Raw genomic sequence first — 25,812 nt, forward strand, 5'->3', positions numbered from 1 at the left:
AACAAGCTTTTTGGATAGGTAGGTGCTTAACGAGTTTTGTACAGACGCGGATTTATCGAGTGTAGAGACGCAGATTAGCTCGCGTATTGAATTAATACAAGTTGCAATCAATTGGGTTAAAGGTTTTAACTCATAACTCTTAAAGGTTATAGATAAGCGGATTGTTTAATGTCTAACTCCCTTACCCCTAACTATCTTCTCGCTTCTTGTGTATGCAAAAACTTATTCCTCAAATCAAAGAAAGATCTTTGAGTACGCTCTCTAAGGTTTTTATTAAGTCCTCTGGGATGTCGCACATTGGTGGACGACACCCGCCAACATCCCAGCCTTGCAGTTTTAGAGCTGCTTTGACCGGAATCGGGTTGGTGGTACAAAACAAAGCTTTAAATAGTGGGAAGAGTTTTTGGTGAATCTGGGCTGCTACCCCGGTTTGACCAGTTTCAAACGCTTGGATCATCTGTTGCATCTGAGTGCCTACAAGATGACTAGCCACGCTAACGACTCCTGCACCCCCAATAGCCAATAATGGTAGAGTCAGGGAATCATCTCCAGAGTAGATTTTAAATTCTGGCGGCGTCAGGCATCGTATTTGACTTGCCTGATCGAGGTTGCCTGTGGCTTCTTTAATCGCTACAACGTTCGGTATTTCCGCAAGGCGGGCCACCGTTTCTGGCTGGAGGTTTTGACCTGTGCGGCCTGGTATGTTGTATAGCATCAGGGGCAGGTCGGGTACTGCTTTGGCGATCGCCAGGAAGTGGCTATAAAGCCCCGACTGCGGTGGTTTGTTGTAGTAGGGAACTACTTGTAAAGATCCATCTAACCCTAGTTTAGCGGCTTTTTCGGTTGCTGCGATCGCTTCGTTGGTCGAATTTGAACCAGTTCCGGCAATTACCTTTGCTTTCCCTGCTACAGCTTTTTGCACTACCTGAAATAATTCGTACTCTTCTTCCCAGGTTAGTGTCGGAGATTCGCCAGTTGTGCCGCATACTACTATCGCATCCGTGCCACTCTCCGCCAAATGAGCCGCCAGTTGTTCTGTCACAGCGTAATTTACACTGCCATCTTCCTTAAATGGCGTCACCATCGCGGTGATCACGCGCCCAAAATTTACCACACTCTTCTCACTTTCATCGTTCATTGTTCATCGTTTATTGTGCCTCGTCCCTTGTTCGCCGTTCACTGTTTACAGTCAAGAGCCAACAATCTACTAGAACAATCAACTAGCAAGTACTGGCTTAGAGCGTTTCATCAAATTCTTTGTCGCCAACAATTCTGCAATTTGTACTGCATTCAAAGCAGCACCCTTACGAATCTGGTCTCCGCTCAACCATAGTTCCAAACCATTTGGGTTAGAAATATCTTGACGAATTCTACCCACTAAAACTTCATCGCGACCACTAGCTTCAATTGGCATGGGGAAATAATTCGCTTGCCAGTCTTCCACCAGTTGAACTCCGGCTGCCTTTGCTAATATTTCCCTCGCTTTCTCTACAGGAAATGGTTCGCTAAACTCTATATTAAGGGCTTCTGAGTGTGCCCTGAGTACAGGAACCCGTATACAGGTAGCAGTAATTCTCAACTCAGGCGCTCCAAAGATTTTGCGCGTCTCCTTAACCATTTTCATTTCTTCTTCACAATACCCCAGTTCAGTCATGGGGGAGTTGTGGGGGAACAAATTAAACGCCAACGGGTAGGGAAAAACCTCTGGTTTTGGTGTTTCGCCTTGCAAAATAGCCATGGACTGCACCTTCACTTCTTCCATTGCCCTTGCTCCAGCACCGCTAGCAGATTGGTAGGTTGCTGCAACAATTCTTTGAACTGGCTGTACCTGATGCAGCGGCCACACGGCTACTGCCATCAAAATTGTCGTACAGTTGGGGTTGGCAATAATTCCACGATGCGTTGCGGCTGCTTCTGGGTTGACTTCGGGGACAACTAGAGGCACGTCGGCTTGCATCCGAAAGGCACTGGAGTTATCAATTACCACTGCTCCAGCTTCTACAGCTTTTGGTGCCCACAGCTTTGAAGTAGAGCCACCAGCAGAGGCCAATACCAAGTCTATATTATCGAAGGAGCGATCGCTCACTGGCTCAACGGGCAGTTCTTCTCCCCTAAAAGACATTTTACGGCCAGCCGAGCGGGGTGAAGCTAGTAGCTTCAAATCCGCCAAGGGGAATTGGCGACTTTCGAGCAGTTCCAGCAACTCCGTGCCTACCGCACCTGTCGCCCCCAAGATAGCTACGCGATATGAATCAGACAATTAGGCTCCCTCCAGTTGATATAGGATAATTTCTCGTTCTTATCATAAAATTTACCAATATTTGGCGCTTACTGGCCTTTAACTAGCTTTTTGCTAAATTTTCTGGTTCTTGCAATAAATTTTGTATTTTTGGGTTTTCTATAACAATATCTTTGAAAACTTATTATACATGGCTGGCAGAATCATGCTCTGGTGCAGGGAGGCATAAAAACAGCCAACTAAGGTTGATGCAATGCGATCGCTATCAATGTTTTCAATCCCTATTAGGGATTTTTAAGCAGCGCTTTACTCGACCCTGCACAAATTATACAAAAAAATTACCAATTTGCGGATATGTCTGTTGAAGGTGTAAAATTGAGTGTTGCTTAGCAAAAAGTAAGATACGCAGCAAGCGTCATCTGCTCTGGATTAAACCCACAAAAGTTGCTAGACACCCCCGAGGGCGATCGCAAGCACTAGGATGTCAGGAGGGGTGTTAGGTCAGCCTCGCATAACTGTAAGACGCGAAAAAAACGCTCGCCGTCAATCAGAATTGACCTTTCTAAAATTAAAGAAGTAAAAAAGTTGTCTGTAACCAAAACGTCGATGAAAGTTACCCAGGAAAAACTTCCCGCTAGCAAAATTAGTCTGGAAATTGAAATTCCAGCGGAAATGTCGCAAAAGACTTACGAAAAAGTCGTTCAAGAACTCTCCCGCTCTGTCAATATTCCTGGATTCCGTAAAGGCAAGGTTCCACGCCCCATTCTTCTACAACGGCTGGGGCAAACTCGCATAAAAGCTAGCGCCTTAGAAGAACTGGTGCAAAATTCTCTAGAGCAAGCCTTGCAACAAGAAGGAATTAAAGCTCTTGGTAACTTTCAACTAATCTCTTCTTTTGATGAGTTGGTTAACCAGTTTAAACCAGGCCAACCCCTGACATTTTCAGCATCTGTCGATGTACCGCCAGAAGTGAAATTGGGTGAGTACGCGAACTTGACGATCAAAGCTGAGGAAGTTAGCTACGATCCTAGCCAGGTAGACAAGTTCTTGGAAGAGCGTCGTGTCGAGCAAGCCACTTTAATCCCAGTCGAAGGACGTTCGGCACAAATGGGAGATGTGGCAATAGTTGACTTCACAGGTCGATATGCTCAGGGCGAACAAGAGGGGGAGGAACCTAAAGAAATCCAAGGCGCTCAGGCAACAGACTTTCAAATGGAGCTGGCAGAAGGGCGGTTTATTGAGGATCTTATTAACGGAATTGTGGGCATGAATGCGGGAGAAACCAAAGAAATACCCGTAGAATTTCCGCAAGACTACGGACGCGAAGATTTGGCCGGACAGCCTGCTATTTTCAGCGTTAATCTCAAAGAACTTAAGGAAAAAGAGTTACCGACTTTAGATGATGACTTTGCCCAAGAAGTCAGCGAAATGGAAACGCTGAACGACTTGCGGGAATCTTTAGAAACCAGATTTCGCGGGAATGCTGAACGAGAAACAGCTACGAACAAAGAGCAAGCAATACTTGCAGAACTTGTAAAGCACGTAGAAGTTGACCTTCCAGAGACGATGATTGAGCAGGAGGTCGAAACTATGTTGCGCCAAAGCATCATGCAGATGCAGCAGATGGGCATGGATGTCAACAAGATGTTGACTGAAGATATGGTGCGGCAACTACAGGCGAGAACCCGCCCTGATGCCATTGAGCGCCTAAAACAGTCGCTAGCCCTTGAAGAGATAGCTAAGCGGGAATCTTTAGAGGTGGAGCCGGAAGCCTTAGCCGCAAAAATTCAAGAGGTAAGCGAGCAACTCAAGGGTCAAAAGATCAACCACGAACGGCTGCGAGAAGTGGTGTCATCTGATTTGCTCAAGGAAAAAGCCACGAAATGGCTAGAAGAACACGCCGCAATTGAACTTGTACCCGCAGGCTCTCTAAAGACGGAAGAGGGACAGCTTGAAGAAGACGATGAAGCTACATTAGAGGCGATCGCAGGCGGTGATGAGGGAACATCAACCCAAACCCTGGAAGCTGAAGTAGAAGTTATCGCTGAAGGTAGTGAAGCATCGACGCCGACAGCTGAATAAGTACCAGCAAGTAAAGCTACTGCATAAACAGTAAGCTTTTGACTCTTTTGTGACTCCGGAGTCCGGACTCCGGACTCCGGACTCTCCCACTTCCCCTTTCCGAAGATCGCCTGCTGCGGCATTGATGGTCAAAGAAGGCGTATTCGGATATAACGGAAGTATGGCGATCGCCATTACTGGCAAGGCCAGACAGCAGTACAGCCGTAGTATGTGACTAAGTTTATGTTTGTATCGCAGTCCGCCAAAGACCCAATAACCAGCCACAACAACTGGGATGTATCCTCCCTCGGTGTCAGCAATGTCATACCGATGGTGGTTGAACAGTCGGGCATGGGGGAAAGAGCCTTTGACATATACTCCCGGCTGCTAAGGGAGCGCATAATTTTTTTAGGAACGCCGATTGATGATGTAGTAGCTGACTCGATTATGGCTCAACTGCTGTTTCTAGATGCAGAAGATCCAGAAAAAGACATTCAGATATACATCAACTCACCAGGCGGCTCGGTAACATCTGGCATGGCAATTTATGACACAATACAACAAATTCGCCCCAATGTTGTTACCATATGCTTTGGATTAGCAGCGAGTATGGGCGCTTTTCTGCTAGCCGCCGGAACAGCTGGCAAGCGCATGGCGCTGCCAAGTTCTCGGATAATGATTCACCAGCCCCTTGGCGGCGCACAGGGACAGGCTGTTGACATTGAGATTCAAGCAAAGGAAATTCTTTACCATAAGGATAAGCTGAACGAATTACTGGCCCATCATACGGGTCAGTCATTAGAAAGAATCGCAGCTGATACCGAGCGAGATTTCTTTATGTCATCGGCTGAGGCCAAAGACTACGGTCTCATCGATCAGGTTATAACCAGGCAGAACCTTCCCAACAAGTCCGCTTCTGTCACTCAACCGAAGTAAGAGGCAAGTATGTCTAAGTACGACTCCCATCTAAAATGTTCGTTTTGCGGGAAGTCTCAGGAGCAGGTACGCAAATTAATCGCAGGGCCGGGAGTCTATATCTGTGATGAATGCGTTGACCTGTGTAATGAAATTTTAGATGAGGAGCTGCTGGACTCTAGCGCCCCAGCCCCCCAACCCGTGCCCCGCACGGAACCACCCCAGAAGCGCCGCGTCCGCTCTGCAAGTCTGTCTTTGAGTCAGATTCCTAAACCCAGAGAGCTGAAAAAGTATCTCGACGAACATGTAATTGGTCAAGACGAAGCCAAAAAAGTTCTCTCGGTTGCGGTATATAACCACTACAAGCGCCTGAGTTTTATCCAGTCCAAAAATAGTGGTAAAGCAGGGGCGGAAGAAGCAGTCGAACTGCAAAAGTCTAATATTCTCCTGATTGGCCCGACTGGATGCGGGAAAACCCTCCTGGCTCAAACCCTGGCAAGCATCTTGGATGTGCCGTTTGCTGTAGCGGATGCAACGACGCTAACGGAAGCAGGGTACGTGGGCGAGGATGTGGAAAATATCTTGCTGCGGCTGCTACAAGTGGCAGACCTGGATGTGGAAGAGGCGCAGCGTGGCATTATCTATATTGATGAAATTGACAAGATTGCCCGTAAGAGCGAAAACCCCTCAATTACGCGCGATGTTTCAGGTGAAGGCGTACAGCAAGCTTTGCTGAAGATGTTGGAAGGGACGATTGCCAACGTGCCACCCCAAGGCGGACGCAAGCATCCCTACCAAGACTGCATCCAGATTGACACCAGCAACATCATGTTTATCTGCGGTGGCGCGTTTGTCGGTCTGGAAAAAGTAGTTGAGCAAAGAATTGGTAAGAAGTCAATAGGCTTTGTACAACCCGGTGAGGGCCTGCCGAGAGAAAAGCGGACGGCGGATATTCTGCAACAAATGGAGCCGGATGACTTGGTGAAGTTTGGTATGATTCCGGAGTTCATCGGTCGTGTTCCAGTCGTGGCTGTGGTTGATCCGCTGGATGAAGAAGCGTTGATGGCGATTTTGACGGAACCCCGGAATGCTTTAGTGAAGCAGTATCAGAAGCTGCTGAAGATGGATAACGTACAGCTAGACTTTAAGCCTGATGCAATTCGCGCGATCGCTCAAGAAGCCTACCGTCGCAAGACTGGTGCGCGGGCGTTGCGCGGTATTGTAGAAGAACTTATGCTGGATGTGATGTACGAGTTGCCGTCTCGCAAAGATGTCACCCGCTGTATGATTACGCGGGAGATGGTAGAGAAGCGATCTACAGCAGAACTAATAGTTCATCCTTCCTCTATACCAAAGCCTGAATCAGCCTAGTTGATTTTAGATTTGAGATTTTAGATTGTGGGTATCGGGAGGGTTGAACCCCAAGCGATCGCCCACATTTTTTTTACCCACAGATGCATCCAGGTAAACCCAGATTGCGGTAATCTGTGACAATCCTTTAACTAAAATCCCAAATCTAAAATCCAAAATTGAGAAATGCCTGAAATTGAAGTTCGCGGCGTAACGCATTACTACGAGTGGATTAAAACTGGTGCTGGTGAAAATAAGCCAGTTATGGTGTTCGTACACGGTTGGGGAGGTTCGGGTCGCTACTGGGAAAGTACAGCACGTGCCTTTTCAGATACCTTTGACTGCCTGTTATACGATATGCGGGGATTTGGGAGATCGAAGTTACCCCAGCAGCCTCCAGAACTAGCATACGAAATGGAAGACTATGCCGACGACTTAGCAGTTTTATTAGATACTTTGCAGCTAAGTCGAGTGTATATCAATGCCCATTCGGTGGGAGCGTCTGTAGCAACAATGTTTCTAAACCGCTACAGCGATCGCGTAGAACGGGCAATTTTGACCTGTAGCGGCATTTTTGAATACGAAGAAAAATCATTTAAAGCCTTTCATCAATTTGGCGGCTACGTTGTCAAGTTCCGTCCCCGCTGGTTGGGGTGGATTCCCTTCGTTGACAAGATGTTCATGGCGCGGTTCTTGCATCGCCCGCTACCCCGTGCCGTCAGTCGTGCTTTCTTAGACGATTTTCTAGTGGCTGATTATGCAGCGGCTTTAGGGACTATGCTTACCTCAGTTAGCGAGAAAGCAGCCCAAGTGATGCCTTCTGAGTTCGCCAAGCTTACCGTGCCAACATTGTTGGTTGCTGGAGAACGCGATATCATCATCCCCGCCGCAATGGGACGGATGGCAGCTTCACTAAGCGACAAAGTTGAGTATGTCGAAATTGCTAATACGGCGCACTTCCCGATGCTGGAAGATCCGGTAACTTACCTGCGCTTAGTGCGGGAGTTTTTAGGACTCCCAGCTAAAGCCAACGCATAAGCGATCGCCGCCTCCCACTCTCGTCCCAGTTTTTCGGCTGAGACGAGGACACTTCATGCCTGCTTTTACAAATTTTTTTAACCAAATTATAAAGATTACTTAAAGTTGTCAGTAATCACCGGATTAATTGCCAGCTCTATTGTTAAAAATACTGACGCACTCATTCACAAGAGTAGCTCGTTAACTTAGCTATACCGAAGACCTGATATCTCCGGAATATTGCAGCAAATTAACTTTGCTTTTCAGCTAACGAGCGTAAATATACTAAAGCTCCCCAGTATATCCATGGACTTGTGTTTAAGCTGCATCAAGATACAGCAAATATTCCTAAAGTTAAGATGAGCTTTTGTCTACAGTGGATATACTTAACATACTGGACTCACAAGAATTCAGCGAATGTAAAGAGGGTTATGGGTACTAGCCTCCGACTCACAAGTACAGCAATTTTGCTGATTGCTTTGCAAGCGTTCAACCTTGAAAAAGCATCCGCCACATCTCAGCCCAGTATAGTTACTGAGAGTTCGGCTCACCAACGGGCCTTCGGGGCTGAGGCGGGTGGCTTGCATCCAAACAGGATCGTTGCCGCATCCAGTACGGGCGACTACGAACCGCCACCGAACGGCGGGCCAGGTACTAGCGGTGGTGCTGGAACGCGCTAAAAAAGGCAAAAGTAAAGAAGTAAAAGCAAAATAAACAGTTTTTTGTGTTGTTTTACTTTTTACTTTTCCAGCAGCGGGGATTTGTACCAATGCTCTTTCTTTACAACTGTATGGGCTTGCCAGGTGGGGTCTGGCTGAGGATAGTCTAGTCGATAGTGTCCCCCCCGGCTTTCTGTGCGAAAAGCAGCACTTTTGAGAATCAAATAGGCCACATCTAGTAGATTGTGAACTTCTCCCCAATTCCGCAATTCTTGGTTGGCATCGGGTAAGTCAAAATCGATAGCAATACCTGGCTTTAAATTAATCAGGTATTGGCTTAAGGGGAGTGCAGCAAATTCCTCGCGCCAGGTTTTAACTGTAGCGATCGCATCGTCCAAACTTTTCTGCTCCCGACAAATGCCCGCGCTTTGCCACACTAGCCGCCTTAACTCTTGCCGCAGCGCTTCAATCTTTTCCTTCTGAGTCTGCCAATCCCCGGCGCTGCCTACAGCATGATGCACAGTAACGAGTGGGAATTGGGGGTTAGAAATTGAAGTTTTGGGTACTTCTAGCTGCAACATTTGAGCGCCAAATACCAAGCATTCTAATAGCGAATTACTGGCTAACCGATTAGCGCCGTGAACTCCCGTACTTGCCGTTTCCCCTAAAGCATACAAACCAGGAATTGAGGTACAGTTCATTAAATCTGTCGCCACTCCTCCCATCCAGTAATGAGCAGCTGGAGCAACTGGAATTGGTTGGGAAAAAACATCAATTCCCCACTGCTGACACACCTGGATAATATTAGGAAATCGGTAGCGAATTTTTTCGGCTGGGATGGGGCGCAAATCTAAGAATACATTGGCAGTGGCTAGATCTGTGGCGGTGCGCTGCAAGTGGCTGAAGATAGCGCGGCTGACGACATCTCTGGGAGCAAGTTCGCCCTTCGGATGGTACTCAAAAGCAAATCTAAGCCCTTGTTCATCCACCAAATGCGCTCCCTCACCCCTCACAGCTTCGCTGATGAGAAAACGAGGCGCACCCGCTGTAGTTAGGGCAGTGGGGTGAAATTGAACAAATTCTAAGTCTCGGACGGTTGCCCCAGCACGCCAAGCGAGGGCGACTCCATCTCCCGTGCTTACGGATGGATTAGTTGTCTGGGCAAAAACCTGACCGCCGCCGCCTGTTGCTAGGACTACCGCAGGCGATCGCACCCAGATAATTTGACGCCCGTAAGCAAGACTAACTCCCTGACAATGCTGCGTTTGGGGGTCTAGCCACAAACTCAAAGCAAAAGCTTGTGAAATGACCTTAATGTTCTTCCGAGTCAGGACTTGTTCGGTCAGAGTACTGACCAATGCCCGACCTGTAGTATCAGCCGCATGGAGAACGCGAGGACGAGAGTGAGCCGCTTCTAAGGTAAGAGCTAGATTTTCACCGCGCCGATCGAAGGCAACACCCATACTCACGAGCGACTGCACGCACTTAGGGGCTTGTTCGACCAGAAATTTTACCGCTTCTAGATCGCAAAGCCCCGCACCAGCCCGCATTGTATCGTCAACGTGCAACGAGGCGGAGTCTGCTGGGTCAATTGCTGCTGCCATTCCGCCTTGTGCCCAATCGCTAGCAGAAAGGGGCAGGTTGTCTTTGGTAATCAAGCCTACATGCAGCGAGTCTGGCAAGCAAAGCGCCGCATACAGCCCCGCTGCACCCGCGCCTACTACCAAGACATCAAAATAGGTGGGTATGTCTAGCTGGGCTAAAGAATCAACATTTACCTTAGTCAAAGATCAATTCCTTGATACTGACATTTATAATAAAACCCACCCCATATTGGAGTGGGTATTAACAACTACTTATAGCGAATCGGAAGCTTAGTATTCGCCGTTGTTGTAGCGATCGCCGCCCTCTACGAAGGTTGAATCTACTTCCGTCAGGGTAAATTTGTCCATGTTAGCTTGCAGTCGTTCTTTTTGAGTTTCGCTCAGTCCGGGAATGTTCAGGATGTCTTCGACTTTCTCATAAGGAGCATTGTCAATGATTTTCCGAGCCAGAGTAGGGTACATTCCTGGATACTTCCGGAAGGCACGAACATTGGTGTTGTTCACATCAATTTTTTTGCCAAACTCAGTCGCCAGCTTATCGTCCGCCGCATTCCGGCGAGGGCCTTCTGGTGCTTCCACAACAGCCAAAATTGCGCCAGAGCGAAGGGTTACGCCGCTCAAGTTAGCCGCTAGAGCGTTCTGGTTTCCCATCCATCCCAAGCATGTCACAGTCAGAATAAGTACAACCAACAGACGAACTAATCGTTTCATAAACTTAAATCCTCCTTCCACAGCTTGATTGAGGCTACCATGTCCTCAAGTATTAGTTTAAGTTTTGTTTTCTATCCTCTCATTTTATTACCTCTCGACACCACCTACACCCTGGACTTTAGGAGAATTCACGTTTAGATAAGGATGCAAATCTTAATAAAGAACTAAAAGTCAACCGGGAAACCGGAGTTTTGTGGCAATATAAAAGATCGCTCCTCAAGGTAGTTCACAAACATCAGATATGTCACTTAGATTAGGCGACCAAGTACCCAACTTCACTCAGGCTTCTACTCACGGCGAAATCAGCTTTTACGACTGGGCTGGCGATAGCTGGGTTATCCTGTTCTCGCACCCAGCTGACTTTACACCCGTTTGTACAACGGAACTGGGTGAAGTCGCCCGGCTCAAGCCGGAATTTGACAAGCGGAACGTTAAGGCGATCGCTCTAAGCGTTGATGACGTAGAATCTCACAAAGGTTGGGTTGGAGATATCGAAGAAACCCAGAACGTCGGCCTCAACTATCCCATTTTGGCAGATCCCGATAAGAAGGTTTCTGACCTTTACGACATGATCCACCCCAACGCCGCCAACACGGTAACGGTACGATCTGTATTCATTATCGACCCCCAGAAGAAACTGCGTCTGAGCTTTACCTATCCTCCCAGCACCGGACGTAATTTTGATGAAATTTTGCGGGTAATTGATTCTCTGCAACTGACGGATAACTACAGCGTGGCGACTCCAGCTAACTGGAAAGATGGAGATGATTGCGTAATTGTCCCATCGCTGAAAGATCCAGAAGTGTTGAAAGAGAAATTTCCTAAAGGCTACCAGGAAGTTAAGCCTTATCTGCGGATGACTCCTCAGCCAAACAAGTAGTTATTAGCTTCAAGGCTTTGAGTTGGTGGGGTGGGCATCGCCCACCCTACTAAGCTGTACAACAGTGATAGATGGACATCGTATATCGGCTACAAAGCATCGAGTTTGAATGGGACGGAAACAAGGCACAGAGAAAAACATGGTGTTACTTTTGAAGAAGCCGCAGAAGTTTTCTTCGATCCTTTTTACCAAGAGGGTGATGCTACCTCTAACAATTATGAAGAGCGCGATTTCATAATTGGGTATTCCCTTTCTCAACGCCTGTTGCTAGTGGCTTATTTAGAACGATATGGCCGAAATCGGATAGTATCTGCCCGTCCTGCTACCCGCGCTGAAAGAAAATTATATGAGCAAGCCTGAAGAAGAACTAAAATTACATTTACGACCTCGTGCAGTAGAAACAGTTTCTATCGAGATACCAAGAGATACATTGGAATCGCTCAAAAAAGTGGCGAGAAGTCGAGATATGTCTTCTGAAGCCTTGGTGAAATTTTATATTGGACAAGGACTGCGGCAAGACTTAGCCAGATTGTTTGGCGATCGCGTACTGGAAACAACTGCTCAAGTTCTAGCACGGCACATCCAGTCAGAAGAAGAAATTTTAACTATTATTCGAGAGATTCAAAGCGAAACAAGTTGTTAGTTTCGAGCCAAAACCGCCAGTAGAGCGATCGCGCTCTTATTTTTATCTTAAAGTTGCGATCGCCCTACTCTCGATAGCGCAAACAAATTCAGCAACGAAGAAATTGACGTTGAACAACTGCTAAGAAGTTACAGCCCTGGAGATAGGCTCAATTCTATTTGTATTGGTAAGTTGGGTAAAAAAGGTATAAATACTAGCACCGCTATAAGCCAAAATTTTTATAGGGAACAATATAGGTAAGTCCAAAATGGATATCAAAAAGGGTTTTTTAGAGGCAGTAGGAAACACGCCCCTGATTCGCTTAAACAGCTTTAGCGACGAAACAGGGTGCGAAATCTTGGGAAAAGCAGAATTTCTCAATCCAGGCGGCTCCGTAAAAGACCGCGCTGCCCTTTACATCATCAAAGACGCTGAAGAAAAAGGCTTGCTCAAACCAGGCGGCACAGTAGTAGAAGGAACTGCGGGCAACACTGGCATCGGTCTGGCTCACATCTGCAACGCCAAAGGCTACAAATGCCTGATTATCATCCCAGACACCCAATCGCAAGAAAAAATGGATGCCTTGAGGACGCTAGGCGCAGAAGTCCGTCCCGTCCCAGCCGTACCTTACAGCAACCCCAACAACTATGTGAGGCTTTCTGGTAGCATAGCTTCCGAGATGGAAAATGCTATCTGGGCAAATCAGTTTGATAACTTAGCCAACCGACAAGCGCACTACGAAACCACCGGGAAAGAAATTTGGGAGCAAACCGAGGGCAAAATTGACGCCTTCGTTACTGCGACTGGGACTGGCGGCACTTTAGCGGGCGTGGCGATGTACCTAAAAGACCAAAATCCTGATGTTAAAACTGTCTTAGCAGATCCTATGGGCAGTGCCCTTTATAGTTACGTCAAGACAGGCGAGACTAAATCTGAAGGCAGTTCCATCACAGAAGGTATTGGCAACAGCCGCGTAACTGCCAATATGGAAGGCGTACCCTTAGACGACGCTATCCAAATTCACGATATAGATGCAGTGCGGGCAATTTACCAACTGCTGAGGAAAGATGGGCTGTTTATGGGCGGTTCTGTGGGAATTAACGTAGCCGCAGCCGTAGCATTAGCCAAGCAGATGGGGCCTGGTCACACAATTGTAACTATCCTCTGCGATGGCGGTAGCCGTTATCAGTCGCGGTTGTTTAATCGGGAGTGGTTGGCGTCGAAAGGGCTTTCCCCAGATTAGTTGCTTTTCAAGATAAGGCAATTTGTAGAATTTCTAGTCTTGTCGAAACGCCAAGTTCTCACTTAAGGGATAATTCTCTACTTTGCCAGCAGCTTTATGATGGCTAAGGTCTGGTGGGATGGGTCGCTTACCCGTCCCAGCCATGCAACTTAGATCCATTTTTTGCGATCGCACTAGGGAAAAATTCAATTATGCAAATTAACGCATTAGCAGCGCATCAGTTAGGTGAAGCGCTTAAGCCTTACAGCTTTGAGCCAAAAGAGCGGCAAAACTACGACTGTCTCATTAAAGTCTTAGCTTGCGGCATCTGTCACTCAGATATCCACATGATCGATAATGACTGGGGACAATCGCGTTATCCCGTCGTTCCCGGTCACGAGGTAATTGGCGAAATAGTCGAGATAGGTTCGCAGGTAAACCATCTTAAGGTAGGCGATCGCGTTGGTGTAGGATGGCAAATGTCCTCTTGTCTGCAATGCACCGATTGTCTCAAAGGTAATGAAAATCTCTGCGACCAAAACCAAGGGCTAATAGTAAATGGTTATGGCGGTTTTGCTGACTATCTTGCAGTAGACTCCCGCTTTGCCTTTCCCATCCCCGCAGGAATTGAGACAGAAGTAGCAGGGCCACTTTTATGCGGCGGAGTCACCGTATACTCGGCTTTACGCCATGCTGGCATGAGTTCCGGTCAAGAAATTGGTGTGATTGGCGTCGGCGGTTTGGGCCATATGGCTGTACAGTTTGCCAGCCGTTTGGGTAACAGCGTCACCGTTTTTACTACTTCCGAAGATAAAGCAGAATTTGCCAATCAACTTGGTGCGCGTCACGTCGTTGTTGTTCCCCCCGGTGAGTCACCCCCTGCTCCTACTCGCCAGCTAGATATCATTATCAGTACAGTTCCTCAATCTCTGGATTGGGCAGCTTATATTGAGTACCTGAGTTCTGACGGCACTTTCACCCTTGTGGGGGTTCCTCCCGAGCCTCTCACCATACCGCTTTGGGCTTTACTCAACAAGCGTCGTCGGGTCATGGCTTCTCCTATCGGCGGTCGAGCGATGATTATCGAGATGCTATCTGTAGCAGAACGTTTTGGGATTAAACCAATTGTTGAGACTTTCCCTATGGAACAAGCTAACGAAGCGATGCAAAAAGTGCGCGACAACAAAGTTCGCTATCGAGCCGTGCTGACGGTAAGCTAATACGAATTTTTGATAATTGTTCCAAGATAGAAAGCCTTTTAAGGCAGAGGAAACAATATTATCTATTTCAACTAGGTAGCAGCGAATGCACTCTCCTAGAAGTGTTTTAGTTTGTCAAAGTCGCAGTTGCCGCAAGTTGGGTGCAGCTAAAGTTTTGGCAGCTTTTCAGTCGCATCCAGTTCCAGATGTCGCGGTAGTATCTAGTGCGTGTCTGGGACAATGCGGCAATGGCCCAATGGTAATAGTTGAGCCAGATCAAATGTGGTATAGCGGCGTCCATCCAGATGAAGTGCCTGCGGTAGTAGAACGACATTTAGTGGAGGGGCGCCCAGTAGCATCAATGCTCTATCCTAAAATTCACGGACATAGGCGCGTGCCAAAAGTACCATCCTCAGAGTAGGATGCTGTTGCGATCGCATAGAAAAATGCAAAGAAATTGAGATGGGCAAAACTAACTTTCAGCTACCCTATTTTGACGCGCTGCTAGAGCATTTTCGCGAAGGGAATGCCGAAATCGTCCAGGCTTTTGGTCGCCACGTACACTGGGGATATTGGGAAAATCCATCTTCTTCAGATGGTTCGGTTGCCGATTTTGCGATCGCGGCTGAGGCTTTATGCAGGCGAGTATGCGACGCGGGTGGGGTGCGTGATGGCTTGGCTATCCTCGACTGCGGTTGTGGCTTTGGCGGCACAGTTGCCAGCCTTAACGAACGATTTTCTAACGTAAAGTTAGTTGGTTTGAACATAGACCCGCGCCAGCTAGATAGAGCCAGAGAACAAGTACAGCCCCGCAAGGATAATAATATTGAATTTATCGAGGGGGATGCTTGCGAGTTACCTTTTGAAGATGCCTCTTTTGATGTAGTTTTAGCAGTAGAATGCATATTCCATTTTCCTAGCCGAAAACAATTCTTCCAAGAAGCGCGACGAGTGCTAAAACCAGGAGGAAAACTGGCAATTTGCGACTTTGTGCCTCAGCAATGGAGCGTACTATTTCTTAAGCTGGCGGACATCTTTGTAAAACCAGTCGTTACCCGCACCTATGGCTATGTTGAGGGTAATTTCTCCCTGCTAAATTACCGCAATCTTGCCAAAAATACGGGATTTGTGCCGATCCTAAGTGAGGACATCACCCTCAATACTCTGCCGACTTATCCCGTGTTACTGCGGCTAATTCGGCAGGGGGAAGCAGCAGAGGAAGAAACGATAAATCGGTTGGGAGGCTGGGTTAGTCGGCTAGGGCTGATCCGTTATATGATTTTGTCGTTTGAAGCGCTTTGAAGACAGGCATTTTTCCTGTCCAATAATTAGGGGTAGTCGTGAGTTACAAATGGCACTTTAACGAGTTCCCCTTCGCTGTCGCCTACTTGTACTTTTAGCCCTTCACCGCCAGCTTTAGTACGGACATAGCCGAGTCCAAAACAACTTTGTTCGGTTTGAGTATAGCTGGTAAGTTTGCCTACTTTTTCATCTCCAATCGCGATCGCACTTCCCGGTTCAACGGGCGTACTCAAACGCACTCCCCAGAGGTGTTGTTTTACTCCTTTATATGTGTTTAATCGCGCAATTGTTTCTTGACCGATGTAGCAGCCTTTTTCAAAAGAAATTGTGTGCCACAAACCAGCTTCTAGGGGGTTATAATCTTCTGTTAATTCAAACTCTGGCGCCGGGCGTCCTTGTTCGATTCGCAACTGTTCCCAAGCGCGATCGCTCATTTCTACTGCTCCAGCTTCCACTAATTTATTCTTAAGTGTTTCCGCACTAGCAGCAGGGACTATAAGCGTGTATCCCTGTGTAGCCAAACCACTACCAACAGCAACTCTAACCTCTATATCTCCCAGCAGTAATAATTGGTGAGAGGCGTAGGGTTGACCGATAATTGCACCAGCACCAAATTTATCTAATAGCGCGTCACTTTTTGGACCAATTAAGCTAAAGGTAGCGGTCTCGTTAGTAACATCCTTTAATTGCACTTTATCGGCAAAAAAGATGTATTGGTCTAGCCATTTGATTATTTTTTCGCGGCGATTGGGTGAAACTAATAGCAGGATGTAATCTTCTAATACATAAGCAGTAGCTAGGTCAATAGTTCGAGCAGTTGATGTTACAAAAACAGTATCGCAGCCTTGACCTGGTTTGAGGCGTTGGAAGTCGTTGGTGCTTTGGTTATGTAAAAAACGGATGCGATCGCCATCAGAAACTTGGATGCGTCCCCAGTGGGAGCGATCGCACACAGCAACTCCCTCTCGTGCTGCTTGCAGTGCTGCTGCGTCATTGCCGTTAATTGTAGATGTTGGCATGGTAATGTTGCTAGTTGGTTTTATTTTTACTATAGCGAGTGGCTAATTTCTACGCATTGAAAATATTAGCAGATCGGGATAGATACCCCCAACCCCTTAAAAAGAAGAGCTAATAAAAAATTTATTTTGTTGTAAAGCTTAAGATAGAGGCAGTAAGTCTAAGTGAGGGGTTTCATGGTAAATTACGATCCGCTGCAAATTATTTTATCAGCAAAATAATTACTATGTTCCGACGAAATGCCTGTTGATGATAATCAACTGCAAAATTTCTTCCCTAAATTTCTTTAAAAACGTGCAGCAACTAAGAGCGTTAGGAATTGAACCAGATGAAGTATGGAAGAAGCGATCGCGCTTTATTTTTAATACTAATAATGTGCGATCGCCTCCTTTTTTAGCCCCTATAGCCCAGCTGATGGTCACAATATATCTGGGTTCATACTGCGGGCAAATTTACAAAAACTTGCTCAACTAATTGTTTCGCTTTGGCATCAAGACGGTTCCAATCTACATCGCCAGTTTCATCAATCAAGCTAGTATCAATCTCAACTTCATAGCCCTCCAAGTTAGCGATAGCAGGACTATAATTTTTAAAACAAACTTGATAACAAAGCTCCCACAAATCGACGTTAACTTCTTTGCCTTGATACTGCAAAGACAGTACATAACCAGGGTAAGGAAGAGGCAAATTAGCCAAAGCCTCTCTTATCTCATCTGCCTGTTCCGGTGAAGCTACCTCCAGTTCTTGCCGCAGACCAAGTACAGTCGCTTTAGTTTCCTCCGGCGTGCCCTCCGGCCAAATCAGCACATCCTGGTAAGTTCCTTTATAGGTAGTCTGCTCAATCTGCTTGCGAATTTGGTCGATGACACGGATGAAAGCAGGTTGCATCAGCAATTCGGCTTGCTGCCAGCTCGTAGTATCTGTAAATTTTGGCATTTGGAGCGATCGCTCAAATCTTAAAAAAATTTAGCCCAAGTTTTGACAAAAACTGCGGATTTGGTCATGTTATCCGAGTGGTATTAATATTGAGCGTACATCGAGAGGGGGCGGCACATACCATGATCGGCCAGTTACTAGACGGGCGTTACCAAGTTATCCAAGTTCTGGGTGCCGGGGGATTCGGTCAAACCTACATAGCCCTAGACACGCGGCGACCCGGCAACCCCAAGTGCGTCGTCAAATACCTCAAACCCATTGCTAGCAACCCCGGCTTGTTAGAAACTGCCAGACGGCTGTTTAAAAGCGAAGCCGAAACCTTGGAACAACTGGGCAACCACGACCAAATTCCTAGACTTCTAGCTTACCAAGACAAAGAATTTTACCTCGTCCAAGAATTCGTTCAAGGGCATACCCTCAGCGGTGAACTCAACCCTGGCAGACGCTGGGAGGAGAGAGAAGTTATTCAAATGCTGCAAGAAGTCTTGAGCATCCTTGAATTTGTCCACAACCAGGGCGTGATCCATCGCGATATCAAACCCGATAACTTAATTAGACGCGACTCTGACCGCAAATTAGTCCTTGTTGACTTTGGCGCTGTCAAGCAAGTGCAGACTGAGATGGCAATGGCTCAAGGACAAATGAGCGCCACAGTTGCCATTGGCACTCCCGGCTATATGCCCAGCGAACAAGGGCGGGGTATGCCACGTCCTGCGAGCGATATTTATTCCCTCGGAATGATAGGCATCCAAGCGCTAACGGGACTAATGCCGCTGCAATTGCCCGAAGATAACCAGACTGGGGAGATTATTTGGCACCATTTAGCATCGGTTACTCCTGGATTGGCTGCTGTTTTAACGAAGATGACCAGCTACCACTTCAAAGACCGCTACCAGTCGGCAGGGGAAGTATTGCAGGCGTTGCAGGAACTAACTAATGCCTATCCACCCACCCAGCCACCGGCTTATACCCCACCACCGACCCCACCAACGTCCCAACAGCATACTGTCGCTGTTGTTCCTAACAATCCCTCGCAACCGCAAGTAAGGACGCCCACAGCCCCAGTTGCGCCTGTTTCTCGTCCGCCCCGCGTCTTTCCTTTACTGCTGGGTGTAGGTGTTGCTGCTGCTTGCGTTGGTGTTGGCGCTGTGGCTTTTAAGGCCGCACAACAGAGAACTTCTTCCTCAAAAACTTGTTTTGCTGTTGTTACTCCCGATTCAAATATACGCTCGGAACCTAGTTCTTCCACTCGTCAGAATATTATTAGAACTGTGCAATCACAAACGAATATTCCTGTTACTGGAAGGAGAACACAAGGCGGTTGGATAGAAGTTAAACTTGACGACGGGCGTTTGGCTTGGGCACACGCGGAAGTTATGGAAAACAATCAACAAATAACTTCTTGTCTTAAAGCTAATAAAAGACCTTTTCAGGTAGTGGATGATGCCTTGTTAATTACTAAGCGCCCGTCTCCAAGCCCCACACCAAAACCTACCAACTCAGCCACTCCATCACCGGATAAGGCTGACAAACCTACTGTTAAAGATGAGGGACGCGCTATTTTTGCCAAATCGGTAGAAAAATTTCAAGCGGGAGATTTGCCGGGTGCGATCGCTCTTGCAAAATCTATTCCTCCCACGAGTTCCGCTTACCCTCAAGTAAAGGAAGCGCTGCAAGAGTGGCCTAATAACTGGCGCATTGCCCAGTCTAAATTTATTAATGCACAAAAAGCTTTTGATGAGGGTAGGTGGCAAGATGTAATTGCTTTTGGAAAAGACCCTAGCTTTCCACAAATTCGGTTTTGGAGAGACAAGTTACAACAATTGGTTGTAACTGCTGAGAAAAACCAAAAAGCACCAGATGCTTCACCCAGCCCTAGCCCATCTCCCAGCGAATCGCCCAGCCCATCTCCATCGCCAAGTCCGAGTGAATCCCCCAGTCCCAGCCCATCACCAAGTCCCAGCGAATCGCCCAGCCCCAGCCCTAGTCCCAGTCCGTCTGCAAGTCCATCGCCAAGTCCGAGTGAATCGCCCAGCCCCAGCCCTAGTGTTATCCCCACTACTTAGCGTTATTTCTGAGGCTTAATAGTTGATATCAAATCTCATATCATCTGCGTGCGTGGAAATTGGGCATGGGGTATCGGTTTTGAGTTCAATTCAAGGGAATGGGATATTAGGAATTGATATTTTTTCCTATGCCCATACCCCATTACCAACTCCCCGTTACCTATCTGACTAAGGGCTATTTCTTCTGACGGGGAGGGGGCGTAATTGGCTCAAGCGTAGCATCGTAAAAGTAAACGCGATCGCAATAGTCAGCTTGCGTAGTACAGGTAGTTTCTATGGCCACATTGCTGACATTGCTAACATCAATTGAATAAGCTGCTCGTTCGGCAGGAGAAACGGTTCGAGAAACAGCTTGCCTTCCATCTAAGTAAATATTCACTCTAGTTGCAGGACTTCTCCGGTCATTGTCACGCATTCCAAATGCCAAAGTTAGCCTTTGAAATACAGGTTGAGAATTAATTGGCTTGATTCTACATGTCAGCGACGCATATCGGTTTCCAGGTGACATAGACAGAAGACTTCTATAGGCTGCTCTACCTATAGATACATTTAAACTATTGCCGCTCCAATTTCCAGGGCCGCTGTCAGCGCATAGAGTTTCAAGGAGGAAGTAAGGGCGTCGTGCTAGGGCAACTTGCTCGCCTAGTGGCACTAGGGAAAATGACACCATCGCACCAACGATGACTTGAGCTATCGACTTGATTTTTGGCATGGATAGTCGTTAACTATACCGAAAGTATCTGGTGTAAATTTAACAGATTTTAAAATCAGTACACTAAGGATTATATGCTTTGAAACATATTTCTTTTGTTATAAACGGGGGGCCATATAATTTTATATAATCTACATCCGCTGGGATTAGGTGGTAGATGAAGGGCGCGATCGCTTGTTGTCGAAAAGAGCGATCGCGCCGCATTCACCCCAAACCTGAACGAGAAGCGATGCTCTTACTATAAGTTTTAACCAACAATCTAAATCAAAATATATTTACAAATTGTCTAACTTAGAGTTTGTACGTGAGGGTAATCCAATATTTTTCGATATGCCGTTATTTTCTATATATAAGTATTTTAGATTTCACCAAAATGCCAAGCGCCGTCAGCTAAAAAGTTAACGTAGAATACTTTTAACAAAATTTATTAACTGTTAAGTTTTGCAGAAAAATCAACAGTTTTGCAAAGTTTCCCCTCTAAATCCACATCGATGGTAATATAGACGATCAAGCTAGGGGTGCCTGAATTAGCAGGCTGAGATAGTCCCTTAGAACCTGAGACTGGGTAATACCAGCGGAGGGAAGCTGTTTATTTTGAGGAACTCAATATGCGTACCGAATGGGTAGCGAAGCGTCGCGGACAAAGCAACGTTTCTCAAATGCACTACGCTCGTCAGGGTGTGATTACTGAAGAAATGCAGTATGTGGCGCAGCGGGAAAATCTCCCAGCTGACCTCATCCGCGAAGAAGTCGCACGGGGTAGAATGATTATCCCCGCCAATATCAATCACACTAACCTAGAACCGATGGCTATTGGCATCGCTTCTAAGTGCAAAGTGAATGCCAATATCGGAGCTTCCCCCAACTCTTCTAACCTTCAAGAAGAAGTCGATAAGCTCAAATTGGCGGTAAAATATGGTGCCGATACCGTCATGGACTTGTCCACTGGTGGCGGTAACTTAGATGAAATTCGCACCGCAATTATCAACGCTTCGCCAGTTCCAATTGGAACAGTTCCAGTCTATCAAGCTTTAGAAAGCGTTCACGGTACGATTGAAAAGCTGACAGCAGATGACTTCCTCCACGTCATCGAAAAGCACGCTCAACAAGGCGTCGATTATCAGACCATCCACGCGGGAATTTTAATTGAACATTTGCCTTTGGTAAGAGATCGCATCACTGGAATTGTCTCTCGCGGGGGGGGAATTCTCGCCCGTTGGATGCTGCATCACCACAAGCAAAATCCCCTGTATACCCATTTCAACGACATCATCGAAATCTTTAAAAGATACGATGTTTCGTTTAGTTTGGGCGACTCTCTGCGTCCCGGTTGTCAGCACGATGCATCTGATGCTGCACAGTTAGCTGAACTTAAGACATTAGGACAGTTAACTCGCAAAGCTTGGGAACATAACGTGCAGGTGATGGTCGAAGGGCCGGGTCACGTCCCAATGGATCAAATTGAGTTTAATGTTAAAAAACAGATGGAGGAGTGTTCTGAAGCACCCTTCTATGTTTTGGGGCCATTAGTAACAGATATTGCTCCCGGTTATGACCACATTACGTCAGCAATTGGCGCGGCTATGGCTGGCTGGTACGGAACGGCAATGCTTTGTTATGTCACACCCAAAGAACACTTAGGCTTGCCTGATGCAGAAGATGTGCGGAATGGGTTAATTGCCTACAAGATTGCCGCGCATGCTGCGGATATTGCAAGGCATCGTCCGGGGGCAAGAGATAGAGATGACGAACTTTCTAAAGCCCGTTACAACTTCGACTGGAACCGCCAGTTTGAATTGTCTCTCGACCCCGAACGCGCGAAGGAATATCACGACGAAACTTTGCCAGCAGATATCTATAAAACTGCTGAGTTCTGTTCAATGTGCGGGCCAAAATTCTGCCCAATGCAGACTAAAGTTGATGCAGATGCGTTGACAGAACTTGAGAAGTTCTTGGCTAAAGAACCAGTAACTCAAAGCTAAGATAATTTTATAAAACCTCGTTACCAGGTTGAACCTGGTAACGAGGTTTTAAATAAATATTTTATTAGTGTTGCTTGACTCTTTAGGATTTATTTATGAAAGCCCATAATGTATCGACTATATGATTTTTTGCCTTCTGGGAATGGCTATAAGGTGCGGCTGCTGCTGACACAACTTGAAATTCCTTTTGAGATAGTAGAACTTAACATCCTGAAAGGAGAAACGCGCACTCCAGAATTCCTTGCCAAAAACCCCAATGGGCGCATTCCCGTTTTAGAAATTCAGCCAAACCAGTTCCTTGCTGAATCGAATGCAATTCTATTTTACTTAAGCGAAGGTACTCAATATTTACCAAGCGATCGCCTTGAACGCGCACAAGTAATGCAATGGCTATTTTTTGAGCAATACAGTCACGAACCCTATATTGCTACTTCTAGATTTTGGATTTCTTGCCTTGGCAAAGCTGATGAATATCGAGATGCTATTAACCAAAAACGCGAACCTGGTTATGCAGCATTAAGGGTAATGGAAAAGCATTTAGCCAATCGCGCTTTTTTTGTGGGAGAGCGATACACTATTGCTGATATTGCTTTGTATGCTTATACTCATGTTGCCCATGAAGGCGGCTTTGAATTAACAGGATTTCCAGCAATAAATGCGTGGTTGGAACGTGTTAAAGCTCAACCAAAACATATTAGTATTACTCAACGAAAAGGTGCTGACTGAGAAAGCGCGATCGCTCTTTCTTTACTTCTATAAATATAGAGTAAGCGATCGCTACTTTCTCAATTTTAATTACCTAACTACGCTTTAGTATTAAGAATTCCCACAATCTAAGCGAGTTGGTAGACAATTTACAACCATTAGCGGACAAAATTCTACCTTAAAGTCCTTGTACGCTCTTGAATTTCTGAGATAGTAAACACTGCCTGAAACTCTAGCCCTACTGCCTGGTATAATTCAGCACCGCCTTGCTGTCGATCTACTAGAGAAATTACTCGCTCGACTTTGTAACCTGCATCGCGGAGACGCGCCACTGCTTTCATTGCAGATTGCCCCGTTGTGACAACATCTTCCAAAACTACAACTTTTGCACCTTCGGGAAGATTTGGCCCTTCAATGTATGCTCTTGTACCGTGACCCTTAGCTTCTTTGCGGATAATCAGCGCTGGTATAGGTCTGTTTTCGTAAGCAGAAACCACGCTTAACGCCGTTACAATTGGATCTGCTCCCAGCGTCAAACCTGCTACAGCATCAGTATCCATCGATAGCATTGATAACAAAAGCCTCCCGGTTGCTAAAGCGCCTTGGGGGTGGAGTGTCACCAGCTTGCCATTAATGTAATAAGTGCTGCGCTGCCCTGAAGAGAGAACAAAGTCACCTTCTTTGTAAGCCAGATGGCAAAATAAATCTAGAAGTTGCTGGCGCAGCGTTGTTAAATCGGCTGTAGCAATTTCACTTGCGATCGCTGGAGGTTGGATGTCGTTGCTCATTACTTAGGCACAAAAAGCTTAAAACTTGACCAACAAAGATCCTAGACTGAAATATCAGCTAATATTGAGTCAAGGTTGAGGAGAAACGTTATGAAAATGCGGTTTGCTAATTTTATCAGCGTGTTGGTTCTCGCTGCTACTTCTACAAGTTTATTTGCTTCGGGCGCGATCGCCAATCCAAAAGACTCCTCAAGCTTCCAGCCAATTCGACTGGAATCTATCCCCGATGCCTTCGACCGCGCCATAAATACCGACTCTGGAGACTTTTACCGCAACCGATCCATCAAGCGTCAAGTTGATCTTATATTAGGCCCTGGTTTCTTTGGTCGAACTGCTTTCCCCGAAAGTGAAATCGAGCGCGATGCAGCAAGATTAAATAAGCTTTACCGGGAACTAATGTACCAGCAGGTTTCCAGCGATCCGATTCTTCGCACTCCAGATCTACCCAATCCCTACAATACTTCTATTTTACAGTTGCCATCTTCTGCCCTTCGTGGTAATCGCGTACTTGGCAGCGAATTTTTCTATGAAACCCTGCCACCAAGATAACTGTCGGCAAATCTAGACGGCCATACTTCAAATCGCGCCATTCCTACTGTGTATTAGGAAGGCGCGATCGCTCATTATTTTGTATTTATAAAAATCGGCAGTGCAGGAGTTGAACCTGCCTTGGACGAATTATGAGTTCGTTGCCTAAACCGCTCGGCCAACTGCCGTAGACTATAATTATATATTACTTGCGGACTAGCCCATATTCAGGTTGTTACCTCACCAAGCCTAAAAAATCGCATAAATCATATATTAGCGTGTTATGAGCCGATTATCTAAACTATTTGCCTGAATTTTGAATAAATTTTTGACTCGTTAAGCAGCCGCGGGTCGCTTAATCGGCTCCGGATACATCATATTCTTGTATGTGTATATAGTATACTCGCTATTTGAATCGAGTGCGACAGCAACAACATAGACTTTAGCTTTGACAACCCATGAAACTGAATTCGACAGTAGCGCTCACGTTAATTTTGCTTACCTTAATGTTTGGTGCTGGCTTTGTGAGTTCGATATGGGGATTTACCATAGGTCATGAAGCTCTCAAAGGAGTGACTCAGCCCGATATTCGTCCCACCAAGAAATTGGCAAGCAGCAAGCGGAGTTCTTCTGGTAAAGAAGGCATAGATATGTTGCGTGAGGAGGATATTCTCAAGAAAGTAAGGGTTTATATTGATAGCAAGGGCAAAGAGGCAAAGGCTGAAAAAAATAAGGAGGATACCAGGAACAAGAGTGACTCAACAAAGGATGAAAAGCCTTCTGACGAGTCCAGCAATGAGGCAAAAGCAGCAAATACACAAGCTAATTTCCCTGTTAAAAGTCAAGACAAGCAGGTGACGCTAGAAGTGCGTTCTGCGAGCCAACAGGGTGGTTCTTTGTTACTGAATGTGAGCATGAAGAATGAAGGGTCTTCTGCTGTGCGTTTTCTCTACAGTTTCTTAAATATTACTGACGATCAGGGTAGAGCGCTGAGCGCTATTACAGAAGGATTGCCAGGAGAATTGCCAGCCAATGGAGAGGAATTTTCGGGAACGGTCAGTATTCCAACAGCTTTGCTAGAGAATTCCCAAAAAATTTCACTGACGCTAACAGATTATCCCGATCAAAAACTACAGCTGAAAATGTCTGATATTCCAGTCGTGAGATAGAGATTCCTTAGCGTAGTTGGTGAATTACCCTAGAAACAAATACGCTTGAGCAAGACCTACTCCATACCCGAAAAATTTACCGCCATACAATGTATTCACATTTCTGCGTTAGCATAGCTGCGTTCCGC

General features: G+C 46.4%; 29 protein-coding genes, 1 tRNA gene and 1 riboswitch. Of the genes, 18 read left to right on the plus strand and 12 right to left on the minus strand.

Annotated features, from left to right (window positions below; translation table 11 throughout):
- Positions 1-229: 229 nt before the first annotated feature.
- Together dapA and H6F77_RS06115 are read right to left on the minus strand one after the other, a co-directional pair.
- Complete coding sequence (gene dapA, locus H6F77_RS06110; protein ID WP_190486448.1) at positions 230-1,114, minus strand: 4-hydroxy-tetrahydrodipicolinate synthase; 885 nt, start codon at positions 1,112-1,114, stop codon at positions 230-232.
- Between the two features lie 102 nt (positions 1,115-1,216).
- Complete coding sequence (locus tag H6F77_RS06115) at positions 1,217-2,260, minus strand: aspartate-semialdehyde dehydrogenase (protein ID WP_190486361.1); 1,044 nt, start codon at positions 2,258-2,260, stop codon at positions 1,217-1,219.
- A 585-nt stretch (positions 2,261-2,845) separates the two neighbouring features.
- On the opposite strand from H6F77_RS06115, the gene tig reads away from it, so the two are divergent.
- Genes tig through clpX form a run of 4 tightly spaced genes read left to right on the plus strand, consistent with a single transcriptional unit; the run spans position 2,846 to position 6,586 of the window.
- Positions 2,846-4,321, plus strand: coding sequence for a trigger factor (gene tig / locus H6F77_RS06120; protein ID WP_190486450.1), 1,476 nt, complete (start codon positions 2,846-2,848; stop codon positions 4,319-4,321).
- Between the two features lie 49 nt (positions 4,322-4,370).
- Entirely contained in the window at positions 4,371-4,535 is a 165-nt protein-coding gene (locus H6F77_RS06125; protein WP_190486363.1) for a hypothetical protein, read from the plus strand.
- An 8-nt stretch (positions 4,536-4,543) separates the two neighbouring features.
- Entirely contained in the window at positions 4,544-5,236 is a 693-nt protein-coding gene (clpP, locus tag H6F77_RS06130) for an ATP-dependent Clp endopeptidase proteolytic subunit ClpP (RefSeq protein ID WP_190486365.1), read from the plus strand.
- Positions 5,237-5,245: 9 nt separating this feature from the next.
- Positions 5,246-6,586, plus strand: a complete 1,341-nt coding sequence (gene clpX, locus H6F77_RS06135) for an ATP-dependent protease ATP-binding subunit ClpX (protein ID WP_190486367.1) — start codon at positions 5,246-5,248, stop codon at positions 6,584-6,586.
- Between the two features lie 6 nt (positions 6,587-6,592).
- On the opposite strand, the gene H6F77_RS27545 is transcribed toward clpX, so the two are convergent.
- Positions 6,593-6,742 carry a hypothetical protein gene (locus H6F77_RS27545; RefSeq protein WP_206753445.1) on the minus strand — a complete coding sequence of 50 codons (150 nt, stop codon included), beginning with the start codon at positions 6,740-6,742 and terminating at the stop codon, positions 6,593-6,595.
- Between the two features lie 9 nt (positions 6,743-6,751).
- Between H6F77_RS27545 and H6F77_RS06140 the strand changes: the two genes are divergently transcribed.
- On the plus strand, positions 6,752-7,603 hold the full coding sequence (locus H6F77_RS06140) for an alpha/beta fold hydrolase (protein ID WP_190486369.1): 852 nt from the start codon (positions 6,752-6,754) through the stop codon (positions 7,601-7,603).
- 410 nt (positions 7,604-8,013) lie between these two features.
- The gene (locus H6F77_RS06145; protein WP_190486371.1) at positions 8,014-8,262 is read left to right on the plus strand and encodes a hypothetical protein; all 249 of its coding nucleotides are present in this window, start codon (positions 8,014-8,016) and stop codon (positions 8,260-8,262) included.
- Positions 8,263-8,321: 59 nt separating this feature from the next.
- Here H6F77_RS06145 and nadB read toward each other — a convergent pair whose 3' ends face one another.
- Positions 8,322-10,028: an L-aspartate oxidase gene (nadB, locus tag H6F77_RS06150; protein ID WP_190486373.1), complete on the minus strand. Its 1,707-nt coding sequence runs from the start codon at positions 10,026-10,028 to the stop codon at positions 8,322-8,324.
- Between the two features lie 87 nt (positions 10,029-10,115).
- Entirely contained in the window at positions 10,116-10,556 is a 441-nt protein-coding gene (gene psbU, locus H6F77_RS06155) for a photosystem II complex extrinsic protein PsbU (protein ID WP_190486375.1), read from the minus strand.
- 241 nt (positions 10,557-10,797) lie between these two features.
- On the opposite strand from psbU, the gene H6F77_RS06160 reads away from it, so the two are divergent.
- The 4 genes from H6F77_RS06160 (at position 10,798) to H6F77_RS06175 (ending at position 13,301) form a co-directional block, all read left to right on the plus strand.
- Positions 10,798-11,436, plus strand: a complete 639-nt coding sequence (locus tag H6F77_RS06160) for a peroxiredoxin (protein WP_190486377.1) — start codon at positions 10,798-10,800, stop codon at positions 11,434-11,436.
- 30 nt (positions 11,437-11,466) lie between these two features.
- Positions 11,467-11,796 carry a BrnT family toxin gene (locus H6F77_RS06165; protein ID WP_309228807.1) on the plus strand — a complete coding sequence of 110 codons (330 nt, stop codon included), beginning with the start codon at positions 11,467-11,469 and terminating at the stop codon, positions 11,794-11,796.
- Positions 11,783-12,079, plus strand: coding sequence for a hypothetical protein (locus H6F77_RS06170; RefSeq protein ID WP_190486379.1), 297 nt, complete (start codon positions 11,783-11,785; stop codon positions 12,077-12,079). Before H6F77_RS06165 ends, H6F77_RS06170 begins: the two co-directional genes overlap by 14 nt.
- Before the next feature lie 247 nt (positions 12,080-12,326).
- Positions 12,327-13,301, plus strand: coding sequence for a cysteine synthase A (locus tag H6F77_RS06175; protein ID WP_190486380.1), 975 nt, complete (start codon positions 12,327-12,329; stop codon positions 13,299-13,301).
- 33 nt (positions 13,302-13,334) lie between these two features.
- Here H6F77_RS06175 and H6F77_RS06180 read toward each other — a convergent pair whose 3' ends face one another.
- On the minus strand, positions 13,335-13,490 hold the full coding sequence (locus H6F77_RS06180) for a hypothetical protein (protein WP_190486383.1): 156 nt from the start codon (positions 13,488-13,490) through the stop codon (positions 13,335-13,337).
- A gap of 2 nt (positions 13,491-13,492) precedes the next feature.
- Between H6F77_RS06180 and H6F77_RS06185 the strand changes: the two genes are divergently transcribed.
- The 3 genes from H6F77_RS06185 (at position 13,493) to H6F77_RS06195 (ending at position 15,781) form a co-directional block, all read left to right on the plus strand.
- Entirely contained in the window at positions 13,493-14,500 is a 1,008-nt protein-coding gene (locus H6F77_RS06185; protein WP_190486385.1) for an NAD(P)-dependent alcohol dehydrogenase, read from the plus strand.
- 85 nt (positions 14,501-14,585) lie between these two features.
- On the plus strand, positions 14,586-14,900 hold the full coding sequence (locus H6F77_RS06190; RefSeq protein ID WP_190486387.1) for a (2Fe-2S) ferredoxin domain-containing protein: 315 nt from the start codon (positions 14,586-14,588) through the stop codon (positions 14,898-14,900).
- 41 nt (positions 14,901-14,941) lie between these two features.
- Positions 14,942-15,781 carry a class I SAM-dependent methyltransferase gene (locus tag H6F77_RS06195; protein ID WP_190486390.1) on the plus strand — a complete coding sequence of 280 codons (840 nt, stop codon included), beginning with the start codon at positions 14,942-14,944 and terminating at the stop codon, positions 15,779-15,781.
- A gap of 26 nt (positions 15,782-15,807) precedes the next feature.
- On the opposite strand, the gene ygfZ is transcribed toward H6F77_RS06195, so the two are convergent.
- The 3 genes from ygfZ to H6F77_RS06210 all read right to left on the minus strand — a co-directional run bounded on the left by ygfZ (position 15,808) and on the right by H6F77_RS06210 (position 17,734).
- Positions 15,808-16,800, minus strand: coding sequence for a CAF17-like 4Fe-4S cluster assembly/insertion protein YgfZ (gene ygfZ / locus H6F77_RS06200; RefSeq protein WP_190486392.1), 993 nt, complete (start codon positions 16,798-16,800; stop codon positions 15,808-15,810).
- A 222-nt stretch (positions 16,801-17,022) separates the two neighbouring features.
- Positions 17,023-17,220, minus strand: a complete 198-nt coding sequence (locus tag H6F77_RS06205) for a hypothetical protein (RefSeq protein ID WP_190486394.1) — start codon at positions 17,218-17,220, stop codon at positions 17,023-17,025.
- 13 nt (positions 17,221-17,233) lie between these two features.
- Positions 17,234-17,734, minus strand: coding sequence for a hypothetical protein (locus H6F77_RS06210; RefSeq protein WP_190486396.1), 501 nt, complete (start codon positions 17,732-17,734; stop codon positions 17,234-17,236).
- Between H6F77_RS06210 and H6F77_RS06215 the strand changes: the two genes are divergently transcribed.
- A complete protein-coding gene (locus tag H6F77_RS06215; protein ID WP_242021936.1) occupies positions 17,728-19,800 on the plus strand; it encodes a serine/threonine protein kinase in 2,073 nt (690 codons plus the stop codon). The two genes, H6F77_RS06210 and H6F77_RS06215, sit on opposite strands and share 7 nt — an antisense overlap.
- A gap of 175 nt (positions 19,801-19,975) precedes the next feature.
- Here the strand turns inward: H6F77_RS06215 and H6F77_RS06220 are convergent, their stop codons facing one another.
- A complete protein-coding gene (locus H6F77_RS06220; protein WP_190486400.1) occupies positions 19,976-20,512 on the minus strand; it encodes an NPCBM/NEW2 domain-containing protein in 537 nt (178 codons plus the stop codon).
- Positions 20,513-21,016: 504 nt separating this feature from the next.
- Positions 21,017-21,112, plus strand: a riboswitch (TPP riboswitch).
- A gap of 8 nt (positions 21,113-21,120) precedes the next feature.
- Here H6F77_RS06220 and thiC point away from each other — a divergent pair.
- Both thiC and H6F77_RS06230 read left to right on the plus strand, forming a co-directional pair.
- Positions 21,121-22,494: a phosphomethylpyrimidine synthase gene (gene thiC / locus H6F77_RS06225; RefSeq protein ID WP_190486402.1), complete on the plus strand. Its 1,374-nt coding sequence runs from the start codon at positions 21,121-21,123 to the stop codon at positions 22,492-22,494.
- Between the two features lie 108 nt (positions 22,495-22,602).
- Positions 22,603-23,220, plus strand: coding sequence for a glutathione S-transferase family protein (locus H6F77_RS06230; protein ID WP_190486404.1), 618 nt, complete (start codon positions 22,603-22,605; stop codon positions 23,218-23,220).
- A 152-nt stretch (positions 23,221-23,372) separates the two neighbouring features.
- Here the strand turns inward: H6F77_RS06230 and pyrE are convergent, their stop codons facing one another.
- The gene (pyrE, locus tag H6F77_RS06235) at positions 23,373-23,987 is read right to left on the minus strand and encodes an orotate phosphoribosyltransferase (RefSeq protein ID WP_190486407.1); all 615 of its coding nucleotides are present in this window, start codon (positions 23,985-23,987) and stop codon (positions 23,373-23,375) included.
- Between the two features lie 90 nt (positions 23,988-24,077).
- Between pyrE and H6F77_RS06240 the strand changes: the two genes are divergently transcribed.
- A complete protein-coding gene (locus H6F77_RS06240) occupies positions 24,078-24,536 on the plus strand; it encodes a hypothetical protein (RefSeq protein ID WP_190486409.1) in 459 nt (152 codons plus the stop codon).
- 94 nt (positions 24,537-24,630) lie between these two features.
- On the opposite strand, the gene H6F77_RS06245 is transcribed toward H6F77_RS06240, so the two are convergent.
- Positions 24,631-24,703 (minus strand) — tRNA-Ile (locus H6F77_RS06245).
- Between the two features lie 270 nt (positions 24,704-24,973).
- Here H6F77_RS06245 and H6F77_RS06250 point away from each other — a divergent pair.
- A complete protein-coding gene (locus H6F77_RS06250) occupies positions 24,974-25,684 on the plus strand; it encodes a hypothetical protein (protein ID WP_190486411.1) in 711 nt (236 codons plus the stop codon).
- Positions 25,685-25,812 lie beyond the last annotated feature (128 nt).

Source organism: Microcoleus sp. FACHB-831 (assembly GCF_014695585.1).
In the GTDB taxonomy this organism is placed as follows: domain Bacteria; phylum Cyanobacteriota; class Cyanobacteriia; order Cyanobacteriales; family FACHB-T130; genus FACHB-831.

Coding starts and splice junctions, on each gene's coding strand:
- tig (WP_190486450.1), top strand. CDS start 2,846: ATGAAAGTTACCCAGGAAAAACTTCCCGCTAGCAAAATTAGTCTGGAA.
- clpP (WP_190486365.1), top strand. CDS start 4,544: ATGTTTGTATCGCAGTCCGCCAAAGACCCAATAACCAGCCACAACAAC.
- clpX (WP_190486367.1), top strand. CDS start 5,246: ATGTCTAAGTACGACTCCCATCTAAAATGTTCGTTTTGCGGGAAGTCT.
- H6F77_RS06140 (WP_190486369.1), top strand. CDS start 6,752: ATGCCTGAAATTGAAGTTCGCGGCGTAACGCATTACTACGAGTGGATT.
- H6F77_RS06145 (WP_190486371.1), top strand. CDS start 8,014: ATGGGTACTAGCCTCCGACTCACAAGTACAGCAATTTTGCTGATTGCT.
- psbU (WP_190486375.1), bottom strand. CDS start 10,556: ATGAAACGATTAGTTCGTCTGTTGGTTGTACTTATTCTGACTGTGACA.
- H6F77_RS06160 (WP_190486377.1), top strand. CDS start 10,798: ATGTCACTTAGATTAGGCGACCAAGTACCCAACTTCACTCAGGCTTCT.
- H6F77_RS06170 (WP_190486379.1), top strand. CDS start 11,783: ATGAGCAAGCCTGAAGAAGAACTAAAATTACATTTACGACCTCGTGCA.
- H6F77_RS06175 (WP_190486380.1), top strand. CDS start 12,327: ATGGATATCAAAAAGGGTTTTTTAGAGGCAGTAGGAAACACGCCCCTG.
- H6F77_RS06185 (WP_190486385.1), top strand. CDS start 13,493: ATGCAAATTAACGCATTAGCAGCGCATCAGTTAGGTGAAGCGCTTAAG.
- H6F77_RS06190 (WP_190486387.1), top strand. CDS start 14,586: ATGCACTCTCCTAGAAGTGTTTTAGTTTGTCAAAGTCGCAGTTGCCGC.
- H6F77_RS06195 (WP_190486390.1), top strand. CDS start 14,942: ATGGGCAAAACTAACTTTCAGCTACCCTATTTTGACGCGCTGCTAGAG.
- ygfZ (WP_190486392.1), bottom strand. CDS start 16,800: ATGCCAACATCTACAATTAACGGCAATGACGCAGCAGCACTGCAAGCA.
- H6F77_RS06210 (WP_190486396.1), bottom strand. CDS start 17,734: ATGCCAAAATTTACAGATACTACGAGCTGGCAGCAAGCCGAATTGCTG.
- H6F77_RS06220 (WP_190486400.1), bottom strand. CDS start 20,512: ATGCCAAAAATCAAGTCGATAGCTCAAGTCATCGTTGGTGCGATGGTG.
- thiC (WP_190486402.1), top strand. CDS start 21,121: ATGCGTACCGAATGGGTAGCGAAGCGTCGCGGACAAAGCAACGTTTCT.
- H6F77_RS06230 (WP_190486404.1), top strand. CDS start 22,603: ATGTATCGACTATATGATTTTTTGCCTTCTGGGAATGGCTATAAGGTG.
- pyrE (WP_190486407.1), bottom strand. CDS start 23,987: ATGAGCAACGACATCCAACCTCCAGCGATCGCAAGTGAAATTGCTACA.
- H6F77_RS06240 (WP_190486409.1), top strand. CDS start 24,078: ATGAAAATGCGGTTTGCTAATTTTATCAGCGTGTTGGTTCTCGCTGCT.
- H6F77_RS06250 (WP_190486411.1), top strand. CDS start 24,974: ATGAAACTGAATTCGACAGTAGCGCTCACGTTAATTTTGCTTACCTTA.